Source organism: Rathayibacter sp. AY1E6 (assembly GCF_002931115.1).
GTDB lineage: Bacteria > Actinomycetota > Actinomycetes > Actinomycetales > Microbacteriaceae > Rathayibacter.
In genome coordinates this window covers 1-10,421 of the sequence record NZ_PSVK01000037.1, presented here as the reverse complement: position 1 = coordinate 10,421, position 10,421 = coordinate 1, and the positions used below count along the sequence as shown (strand labels likewise).

The window sequence follows — 10,421 nt, the reverse complement described above, 5'->3', positions numbered from 1 at the left end:
GCGGGGTCGGGCGCGGCGGCGGGCTCGCCGGGAGGTGCGACGGTCGCCCAGGAATCGGGCATCGGCGGCTCGACCGGCGGCATGTCCTCCTCCGGCGGCTCCTCGTCGAACGGGGGCTCGTCGCCGGCGGGAGCGGCTTCAGCGGCGGCGAGGGGGGCGGCGCGCACCGGCTCGGCGGCCGCGGCGGGGGCCTCCACCGGAGCGGAGGGAGCAGCCGCCTCGGCCGCAGGGGTCGGATCGGCGGGGATCGCCACCGTGGCCCAGCCGTCGGAGCCGGTCGCGGCCGGGATCGGCGCAGCCGGAGCGGGCGCGGCGGTCGCCTCGACGGCGGCGCGTTCGGCCTCCGGGGCGGCTGCGCGAGGCTCGACGCGGGCGATGTACTTCACCCGCAGGCCGAGGACCTGCTGGATCGCCTGACGCAGGTACTCGCTGACTCCGGGCTGCCCCGCGGTTCCCGGCATCTTGAACGACTCGACGTCGTTCTGGCTCGGGAACGAGAGGGTCAGCACGTCGTCCTTGAGGGCGCGCACCTGGGCGGTGTAGGCCACCAGCCAGGCGGTCATCTTCGCCTTCTGCACGACCTCGAGGATCTCGGGCCAGGTGTCCTTCATCCGCTGGAGGGTGACCGCGCCGTCGGCGGGTGCGTCGCCCGCGGCCGCAGCGGGTGCGGAGGCGGCGGCCGCGGAGGCGGCGGCCGCCTCAGTGGACGCAGCGGCCTGATCCGACGGCTCCTGCTCGACCGGCTCCGGACGAGCCGCCGCGGCGGTCGTCGCGCGGGGGCGTCCTGACTCGGCCGGCGCGGACTCGTCCGCCTCCGGGGCGGCCGCCGTCTCGTCGGGCGCCGTCACCGGCGGCGCAGCGACCGGTGCGGACGCCGTCACCGGCGCCTCGGTGCGCGGAGCGGCCGCGATGGACTCGGGCACCGAGCCGGGAGCGGCGGCGTGCGAGGCGTGGTGGGGCTCGGGCGCACGGGACGGCTCGGACGCGCGCGACGCCTCGGACGACCGCGGGGCGGGCGCCGCGGACTCGCGCGGCGCGGCCACGTGCCGCGGGCGCTCCTCCTGGGCCGCAGCGGGCGCGATGCCGGCGCCGGTGCCGTGCACCAGGGTGCGGGCGATCATCAGCTCGAGGTGCAGGCGCGGCGAGGTCGCACCGGTCATCTCGGTGAGGGCCTCGTTGACCACGTCGGCGATGCGCGAGAGCTCGGCCAGGCCGAGCGCGCGCGACTGGCCGGCCATGCGGTCGAGCTCGTCCTGCGAGACGCCGCGGAGCACGGCCGAGGCCGCTCCCCCGGTCGCCGCGACGACGATCAGGTCGCGGAGCTTCTCGAGCAGGTCCTCGACGAAGCGGCGCGGGTCCTGCCCCGTCTGGATGACGCGGTCGACCGCTCCGAACGCCTCGGCGGAGTCGTGCTCGGCGAGCGCGTCGACCACCTCGTCGAGCAGGGCGCCGTGGGTGTAGCCGAGGAGGGCGACGGCCCGCTCGTACTCGACGGTCTCGGCCTCGGAGCCGGCCATCAGCTGGTCGAGCAGGGAGAGCGTGTCGCGGACGGACCCGCCGCCCGCGCGGACCACGAGCGGCAGCACGCCGGCCGCCACGTGCACGCCCTCGCGCTCGCAGAGCTCCTGCGTGTAGTCGAGCATCTGCGCCGGCGGGACGAGCCGGAACGGGTAGTGGTGCGTGCGCGAGCGGATCGTGCCGATGACCTTGTCCGGCTCCGTGGTCGCGAAGATGAACTTCACGTGCTCCGGCGGCTCCTCCACGATCTTGAGCAGCGCATTGAAGCCCTGCGGCGTGACCATGTGCGCCTCGTCGAGGATGAAGATCTTGAAGCGGTCGCGCGCCGGGGCGAAGATGGCGCGCTCGCGCAGATCGCGCGCGTCGTCGACTCCGTTGTGGCTCGCCGCGTCGATCTCGACCACGTCGAGCGAGCCCTGGCCCTCGCGGCTGAGCTCGACGCAGCTGTCGCAGACGCCGCAGGGGGTGTCGGTCGGGCCCGTCGCGCAGTTGAGGCAGCGGGCGAGGATGCGCGCCGAGGTGGTCTTGCCGCAGCCGCGGGGGCCGCTGAAGAGGTAGGCGTGGTTGACGCGGTTGGTGCGGAGCGCCGTCATGAGCGGATCCGTCACCTGGGACTGGCCGATCATCTCGGCGAACGTCTCGGGCCGGTACCGGCGATACAGGGCTGCTACCACCCGACAAGAGTAGCCGCGACCTCCGACACCGCAGCCGGGACGGCGGACCTCCGAGCGCGCGTAGCCTCGGTCCCGTGCTCCCGCCGCCTCCGCTCCCCCGCTTCGACGCGGTCGTGCTCGCCGGCGGACGCGCTTCCCGCCTCGGCGGCGCGGTCAAGCCGCTCCTCCGGCACCGCGAGTCGACGCTCCTCGGCACCGCCCTCGCAGCCGTGCGCGGAGCCGAGCGGAGGGTCGTGGCCGGACCGTCGTCGCTCGCACAGGCCGTCGACGGCGCCGAGCTCGTCCAGGAGGATCCGCCGTTCGGCGGCCCGGTCGCGGGCCTGGCCGCCGCGCTGCCCCTGCTCGACCGCCCGGGCGCTCCGGACTGGGTCGTCGTTCTCGCCGCCGATCTCGTCGCCCCCGCTCCCGCCGTGCACACGCTGCTCGAGGTCGCATCGAGCGCCGTCGAGGCCTCCCTCCTGGCCGTCGACGCGAGCGGCCGAGCCCAGCAGCTCCTCGGCGTGCACCGGCGAGCGGCCCTCGTCGAAGCGCTCACCGCGCTCGGCGATCCCGACGGCGCCTCGGTGCGCGCCCTCCTCCGGGTCCTTCCCCCGCGGCTCGTGACGGTGCCCGGAGGGACGACCGACGACGTCGACGCGCCCGCCGACGCGCACCGGCACGGGATCGACCTGCCGGTCCCGCGCGGCGCAGACTGAGCGGATGGACGACACGACCGGCCCCCGCCCCTCCGCCTCCGACGGCGCCCGCCCCACCGAGGAGGTGCTCGCCGGCTGGTGGGCCGAGCTGTGCTCCGCGCTCGGCCTCGGCGAGGTCCCGGTGGACCCGGACGCCCTGCTCGCCCTCGCCGGTCGCGCAGCGCACGGAGTGGTCCGGCCGGCGGCTCCGCTGACCACGTTCCTCGCGGGCTACGCGGCGGGCCTGGCCGGGGGCGGACGGGACGCGCTCGACGCGGCGCTCGCGGCCTCGCACCGGGCGGTGGACGAGCGTCCGCACGCCTCCTGAGACGCTACTCCACCGGCCTCGATCCGGCACCAGGTCGACGCCGTACGGTTCCCCCGAGTCCCGGCGCCGCGGCTCGGACCGAGAGCGGCGCAGGACTCCCGCGGCCGACTGCGCCGCGGTCGTCCATCTGAAGGAGCCCCGCATGTCAGGCAACAGAGCCGTCGCCTACAAGTCCCCCGGAGTCGTCGAGGTCATCGACATCGACTACCCCACCTTCGAGCTGAAGGACGGACCCGGCGTCAATCCGGCGAACATCGGGCGGAAGCTGCCGCACGGCGCCATCCTCCGCACCGTCTCCACCAACATCTGCGGCTCGGACCAGCACATGGTCCGCGGCCGCACCACCGCTCCGTCGGACCTCGTGCTCGGCCACGAGATCACCGGCGAGGTCGTGGAGGTCGGCCCCGACGTCGAGTTCGTCAAGGTCGGCGACATCGTGTCCGTGCCGTTCAACATCGCCTGCGGCCGCTGCCGCAACTGCAAGGAGCGCAAGACCGGCATCTGCCTCAACGTGAATCCGGACCGCCCGGGCAGCGCGTACGGCTACGTCGACATGGGCGGCTGGGTCGGCGGGCAGGCCGAGTACGTGATGGTCCCCTACGCCGACTGGAACCTCCTGGTGTTCCCGGACCGCGATCAGGCGCTCGAGAAGATCCTCGATCTGACGATGCTCTCGGACATCTTCCCGACGGGCTTCCACGGCGCGGTGACCGCCGGGGTCGGCGTCGGCTCCACGGTCTACGTCGCAGGAGCGGGACCGGTCGGACTCGCCGCGGCGGTCGGAGCGCAGCTGCTCGGAGCGGCCGTCGTGATCGTCGCGGACCTCAACGAGGAGCGTCTGGCGCAGGCGCGCTCCTTCGGCTGCGAGACGGTCGACGTCTCGAAGGGCGATCCGGCCGGCCAGATCGAGCAGATCCTCGGCGTGCCCGAGGTCGACTGCGGAGTGGACGCCGTCGGCTTCGAGGCGCACGGCAACGGCGCCGACTCGGGGAAGGAGGCGCCGGCGACGGTGCTGAACTCGCTGATGTCGATCACCGCGGCGGGCGGCGCCCTCGGCATCCCGGGCCTCTACGTCACAGGCGACCCGGGCGGAGTCGACGAGGCGGCCCAAGAGGGCTCGCTGTCGATCCGCCTCGGGCTCGGCTGGGCGAAGTCGCTGTCCTTCACCACGGGCCAGTGCCCGGTCATGAAGTACAACCGGCAGCTGATGATGGCGATCCTGCACGACCGGGTCCACATCGCCGACGCGGTCCAGGCCACCGCGATCAGCCTGGACGACGCTCCCCGCGGCTACGCCGACTTCGACAAGGGCGCCGCGAAGAAGTTCGTGCTGAACCCGAACGGCTACCTGGGATGACCGACGGGGCGGGTCCTGCCCAGGGCCCGCCCCGAGCCCCGGGAGAATGGACGGGATGAGCGCACACGGGCACGAGGCGACCGACTGGGACGAGGCCAGGCGGATCGTCGGCGAAGCGGTGGCGCGCTCCGGCGTCTCGACAGTCCCCCTCCTCGACGCCCGCGGAGCCGTCCTCGACCGCGCCGTCACCGCCGCCCGGCCGCTCCCCCACTACGACTCCTCGGCCATGGACGGCTGGGCCGTGCGCGGACCCGGGCCCTGGCCGCTCGAGGACGGCACCGCCGCGCCGATCGTCACCGGAGCCGCCGTGCCCGACTGGAGCGACGCCGTGCTGCCGTCCGAGCAGGGCGCGGTCCGCGACGACCTGCTCACGGCGCGGGCGCCCCTCCCGCCCGGCCGCCACGTCCGGCGCGCGGGCGACGAGGCCGCCCGCGGAGCCGTGCTGGTCGATGCCCGGACCCGCCTCACTCCCGCGCACCTCGCCCTGCTCGCGGTCGCCGGGATCGACGCGCTCGACGTCCGCCCGACCGCCGCGGTCGACCTGCTCCTCACGGGGGACGAGGTCGACACCGAGGGGATGCCGCCCGCCGGACGGGTGCGCGACGCGTTCACGCCGCTGCTGCCCGCGCTGGTCGAGCTCTCGGGCGGAGCCGTGGGAGAGGTCGTGCGCCGCGGCGACGACGAGGAGGCGATCGCACGGACGCTGCTGGCGGGCACGGCGCCGATCCTCCTCACGACGGGCGGGACCGGGCGCTCCCGGGTGGACGCGGTCCGTCGCGCCCTCGATGCGGTGGGCGCGCGCGTCCTCGTCGACGGCGTCGGAATGCGCCCCGGCCACCCGACCATGGCTGCGCTGCTGCCGGGAGGGACGCTGGTGATCGCGCTGCCGGGCAACCCGCTCGCCGCCCTGCTCGCGGCGGTATCCTTCCTGCCGCCGGCCCTCGACGCGGCGTCCGGCGCCGCTGCCCGGCCCCTCGGCCGGGGCGTCCTCGCCGAGCCGCTCGGGCGCGCGGGGACCACGGTGCTCGTGCCCGTCTCCTCCGGCGAGGACGGCTGGCGGGCATCCGCCGGCATCCGCTCGCACATGCTCACCGGTCTCGCCGCCTCGGAGGCCGTGGCCGTCGTGCCCGCACCGGGAGCGGCAGCGGGCGACTCGGTGCGCCTGCTGCCGCTGCCCTGGTGAGGCCTACGCGGACGGTTCGAGGCGGATCACGACCGACTTCGAGGTCGGCGTGTTGCTGATCTTCGCGGTCGAGTCCAGCGGTACGAGGACGTTCGTCTCGGGGTAGTAGGCGGCCGCGCAGCCGCGGGGCGTGTCGTACGCCACGACGCGGAACGCCTCCGCCCGCCGCTCGACGCCGTCGGGCCACTCCGAGACCAGGTCGACCATCGCGCCGTCCGCGAAGCCCAGCTCGGCGACGTCGTCGGCGTGGACGAACACCACCCGGCGGCCGTCGTGGATCCCGCGGTAGCGGTCGTCCTTGCCGTAGATCGTGGTGTTGAACTGGTCGTGCGAGCGCAGCGTCTGCAGCAGCAGCCTGCCCTCCGGAACCCGCGGGTACTCGAGCGGATTCGCGGTGAAGCGGGCCAGACCGGAGGGGGTGTCGAAGCGGCGCGAGTCGCGCGGCGGGTGCGGGAGGACGAAGCCGCCGGGCACGTCGATCCGGGCCTCGAAGCCGTCGAAGCCGGGGACGACGTTGGCGATGTGCGAGCGGATGCGGCGGTAGTCGTCGCGCAGTCCCGCCCAGTCGACCCGCGGGACGTTCTCGCGGCCCTCGAGCAGCCGCTCCGCGATCCCCGTGAGGATCGCCACCTCCGAGCGCAGGCCCGGGCTCGGCGGGCGCAGGCGGCCTCGGGAGGCGTGCACGGCGCTCATCGAGTCCTCGACCGTGACCCGCTGCTCGCCCGAGCGCTGCACGTCGGAGTCGGTGCGGCCGAGGGTGGGCAGGATCAGCGCGCGCCGGCCGGTGACCACGTGCGAGCGGTTGAGCTTGGTCGAGACGTGCACGGTGAGGGCGAGCGAGCGCATCGCCGCCTCCGTCACTCCGCTGTCGGGCGTCGCGCGGGCGAAGTTGCCGCCGAGCCCCATGAACACGCGGGCCTTCCCGTCGCGCATCGCCCGGATCGCGGCGACCGTGTCCGTCCCGTGCACGCGCGGGGAGGAGAAGGAGAACTCGCGGTCGAGCGCGTCGTGGAAGGAGTCCGGCATCCGCTCGAAGATGCCCATCGTGCGGTCGCCCTGCACGTTCGAGTGGCCGCGCACCGGGCAGACGCCCGCGCCGGGCTTGCCGATGTTGCCGGTGAGCAGGAGCACGTTGACGACGTCCTTGAGCGTCGCGACCGAGTGCGCGTGCTGCGTGAGGCCCATCGCCCAGCAGACGACGGTGCCCTCGGACGCCGCGATCAGCTCGGCGACGGTGCGGATGCGCGTCTCGTCGATCCCGCTCGCCCGCTCGATCTCGTCCCACTGGACCTCCCGCAGCCCGTGGAGGTACTCGGCGAGGCCGCCGGTGCTCTCGCGGATGAAGGCGTGGTCGAAGACGTCGCCGCGCGCCTCCTCCGCCTCGAGCAGCGCCTTGCCCAGACCCTGGAACAGGGCCTGGTCGCCGCCCAGCCGGACCTGGAGGAAGTGGTCGGCGAGGGCCGTGCCGTCGCCCAGGGTGCCGCGGACGGTCTGCGGGTTCTGGAAGCGGAGCAGCCCCGCCTCCGGCAGCGGATTCACGGCCACGATGGTGCCGCCGGCGCGCTTGGCGCGCTCCAGCGCGGTCAGCATCCGCGGGTGGTTCGTTCCGGGGTTCTGGCCGGCGACGATGATCAGCGGAGCCCGCTCCACGTCGCGCAGGCTCACCGAGCCCTTGCCGATCCCGATCGTCTCGGTGAGGGCGGATCCGCTGGACTCGTGGCACATGTTCGAGCAGTCGGGCAGGTTGTTCGTACCGAAGCCGCGGACCATCAGCTGGTAGACGAAGGCCGACTCGTTCGAGGTCCGGCCGGACGTGTAGAAGATCGCCTCGTCAGGGCTCGCGCAGGCGCGCAGCTCCTCCGCCACGAGGTCGAGCGCCTCGTCCCAGCCCACGGGCCGGTAGTGCGTCGCGCCCTCCTCGAGCAGCATCGGCTCCGTGAGCCGGCCCTGCTGGCCGAGCGCGAAGTCGTCCCACTCCTCCAGCTCCGCGACGGGGTGCGCGGCGAAGAAGGCCGATGTGACGGTGCGGAGCGTGGCCTCCTCGGCGACCGCCTTCGCTCCGTTCTCGCAGAACTCGGCGACGTGGCGCTTGTCGCCCTCCGGCCAGGCGCAGCCCGGGCAGTCGAATCCGGCCTTCTGGTTCACCCGCAGGAGCGTCTCGGCGCTGCGCACCGGACCCATCTGCTTGAGCGAGATCTCGAGGGCGTGGGCGACGCCGGGGATCCCGACGGCGCGTCTCTTCGGCGACCGGACGGAGAGGCGGCTCTCGTCGATCGGACTCTCGCGGGGCTCGGCGTCATCGACCATTCCTGCATCGTACGTCCGCACCCCGGCATCGCTCCCGGTTCCCGGTGGGAGGATGACCTCCACCGCCTGAGGAGACCCATGAGCCGCAGTGTCGCCCGCACCCGCCTGACCGCCGTCCGCGCCGGCGATCCGCCCCGACGCCGCGAGGACGTCCTGGCCGTCGAGGAGCCGCTCGAGATCCGCGTCGGCGGACGGCGCTTCAGCGTGACCATGCGCACACCCGGCGACGACTTCGACCTGGTCGCGGGATTCCTGGTGTCCGAGGGGGTGCTCACCGAGTCGGAGCAGCTCGCGGCGATGCGCTACTGCGCGAGCGGCTCCGAGCCGGGAGAGAACACGTACAACGTGGTCGACGCGAGCGTCCGCGGCGGGCGGGAGGCCGTGCTGCTCGAGCGCGAGCGGTCGGTGTACACGACCAGCTCGTGCGGAGTGTGCGGGCTCGCGTCGCTCGAAGCGGTCGCCACCGACTCGGCGTGGAGCGTCGCGGAGGACGACCTGCGGGTCGAGCGGGAGCTGCTGGTCTCTCTCCCCGATCGGCTCCGCGAGGCGCAGGCGGTGTTCGAGCGGACGGGCGGCGTCCACGCGGCCGGGCTGTTCGACGCGGACGGCTCGCTGCTGGTGCTCCGGGAGGACGTCGGGCGGCACAACGCCGTGGACAAGGTGGTCGGCTGGGGGCTCCGGGAGGGGCGGCTGCCGTTGCGGGGGACGCTGCTGCAGGTATCGGGGCGCGCCTCGTTCGAGCTGGTGCAGAAGGCCGTGATGGCCGGCATCCCCCTGCTCGCCGCGGTCGGTGCCCCGTCGTCGCTGGCGGTGGACCTGGCTCGCGACTCCGGCCTCACCCTGATCGGCTTCAGCCGCGGCTCCGGCTTCAACCTCTACGCGGGCGACGCGCGCCTGCTGCCCTGAGCCGGGGCTCCTCAGCCGGCTCCTGCCGATGGAGCAGCCCGCACAGCGGCCGCATCGAGATCTCCTCCCTCGCGCTCGGTGGGACTCGATACGCCGCGTCCCGCGGCTACTCGACCAGCAGCAGGGCCCGAGTATTCGGAAGAGGGCCGCGACCCGGAATCGCGTGCGAGCGATTCAGGGCAGCCCGACAGGACCCGCTCCACGGGAGCCGCCACCCCTGGAAGCCGGCCGCGAGTCGTGTCGCGGCTCCGCCGCTACACGACCGACAAGGACTGCCGGGCGATCTCCAGCTCCTCGTTCGTGGGGATGACGAGGACGGCGACGCGGGAGTCGTCGGTGGAGATGCGGCGGGCGCCGCGGTCGGAGGACGTGTTGCGCTCGGGGTCGAGCTCGATGCCCAGGCCCTCGAGGCCGCGGAGGGCGCCGGCGCGGACGGCGGCGACGTTCTCGCCGACTCCCGCCGTGAACACCACTGCGTCGACGCGGCCCAGCTGGGCGTAGAAGGCCCCGATGTAGTGGCGGAGGCGGTGGTAGTAGACCTCGAGCCCGGCGCGGGCCTGCTCGTCGCCGGCCTCGGCCGCCTCCTGGACGTCGCGCATGTCGCCGCGACCCGTGAGGCCGAGGAGGCCGCTTCGGCGGTTGAGGAGGGTGTCGAGCTCGTCGATCGAGAGGCCCGCCTTGCGGGCCAGGTGGAAGACGACGGCCGGGTCGAGGTCGCCGGAGCGGGTGCCCATCACCAGGCCCTCGAGCGGGGTCATGCCCATCGAGGTCTCGACGGAGACGCCGCCGTCGACGGCGCAGGCGGACGCTCCGTTGCCCAGGTGCAGGACGATCGTCTTCAGGTCGGAGCGGCGGCGGCCGAGGTAGGCGGCGGCGGCCTCCGAGACGAACTTGTGCGAGGTGCCGTGGAAGCCGTAGCGGCGGACGCGGTGCTTCTCGGCGAGTTCGGCGGGCAGCGCGTAGGTCGACGCCTCGGCCGGGATCGTGTGGTGGAAGGCGGTGTCGAAGACGGCGACGTGCGGAACGTCCGGGAAGGCCTTCTGCGCCGCCTCGATGCCCTCGAGGTTGGCGGGGTTGTGCAGCGGGGCGAGGTCGGCGAGGTCCTCGATGTTGATCTTGACCAGGTCGGTGACGACGGTGGGCTCGAAGAAGCGCTTGCCGCCGTGCACGACGCGGTGGCCCACGGCGACGGGAGGGAACTCGTCGAGGCTCGGGCCGTGCTCGCCGAACGCGCGGATCATCGCGTCGAAGCCGGCGGTGTGGTCGGGGATCGGCCCCTCGATCTCGAACGACTCCCCGTCGCGGGTGTGCTTCGTGCGGCCGGTGTCCTCGCCGATCCGCTCGACGAGGCCGCTGGCGAGCGTCTCCTCGGTGGTCATCTCGATGAGCTGGTACTTGAACGACGACGATCCGCTGTTGACGACGAGGACGACGGACATGAGGGGACTCCTGGGGTGATCGGGGTCGGGAGGGG

The 10,421-nt window shown here is 73.9% G+C and carries 8 protein-coding genes; 5 read left to right on the top strand and 3 right to left on the bottom strand.

Going from position 1 to position 10,421, the window contains the following annotated elements:
- Positions 1-2,192: DNA polymerase III subunit gamma and tau (locus C5C46_RS16320; RefSeq protein ID WP_104227463.1), on the bottom strand; the 2,192-nt coding region annotated here is incomplete at its 3' end.
- 74 nt (positions 2,193-2,266) lie between these two features.
- Between C5C46_RS16320 and C5C46_RS16315 the strand changes: the two genes are divergently transcribed.
- The 4 genes from C5C46_RS16315 to C5C46_RS16300 all read left to right on the top strand — a co-directional run bounded on the left by C5C46_RS16315 (position 2,267) and on the right by C5C46_RS16300 (position 5,734).
- Positions 2,267-2,887 carry a molybdenum cofactor guanylyltransferase gene (locus C5C46_RS16315; RefSeq protein WP_258059556.1) on the top strand — a complete coding sequence of 207 codons (621 nt, stop codon included), beginning with the start codon at positions 2,267-2,269 and terminating at the stop codon, positions 2,885-2,887.
- 4 nt (positions 2,888-2,891) lie between these two features.
- Positions 2,892-3,194: a DUF6457 domain-containing protein gene (locus tag C5C46_RS16310; protein WP_219812223.1), complete on the top strand. Its 303-nt coding sequence runs from the start codon at positions 2,892-2,894 to the stop codon at positions 3,192-3,194.
- 142 nt (positions 3,195-3,336) lie between these two features.
- Entirely contained in the window at positions 3,337-4,551 is a 1,215-nt protein-coding gene (gene fdhA / locus C5C46_RS16305) for a formaldehyde dehydrogenase, glutathione-independent (protein WP_104225123.1), read from the top strand.
- Positions 4,552-4,606: 55 nt separating this feature from the next.
- A complete protein-coding gene (locus tag C5C46_RS16300) occupies positions 4,607-5,734 on the top strand; it encodes a molybdopterin molybdotransferase MoeA (RefSeq protein WP_181069251.1) in 1,128 nt (375 codons plus the stop codon).
- Between the two features lie 3 nt (positions 5,735-5,737).
- Here C5C46_RS16300 and C5C46_RS16295 read toward each other — a convergent pair whose 3' ends face one another.
- Positions 5,738-8,041 carry an FdhF/YdeP family oxidoreductase gene (locus C5C46_RS16295; protein ID WP_104227460.1) on the bottom strand — a complete coding sequence of 768 codons (2,304 nt, stop codon included), beginning with the start codon at positions 8,039-8,041 and terminating at the stop codon, positions 5,738-5,740.
- A 78-nt stretch (positions 8,042-8,119) separates the two neighbouring features.
- Between C5C46_RS16295 and fdhD the strand changes: the two genes are divergently transcribed.
- Positions 8,120-8,947 (top strand): formate dehydrogenase accessory sulfurtransferase FdhD, encoded by an 828-nt coding sequence (fdhD, locus tag C5C46_RS16290; RefSeq protein WP_104227459.1) that lies wholly within the window; start codon positions 8,120-8,122, stop codon positions 8,945-8,947.
- Positions 8,948-9,201: 254 nt separating this feature from the next.
- Here the strand turns inward: fdhD and C5C46_RS16285 are convergent, their stop codons facing one another.
- Positions 9,202-10,386 carry an acetate/propionate family kinase gene (locus tag C5C46_RS16285; RefSeq protein ID WP_104227458.1) on the bottom strand — a complete coding sequence of 395 codons (1,185 nt, stop codon included), beginning with the start codon at positions 10,384-10,386 and terminating at the stop codon, positions 9,202-9,204.
- Between the last annotated feature and the right edge of the window lie 35 nt (positions 10,387-10,421).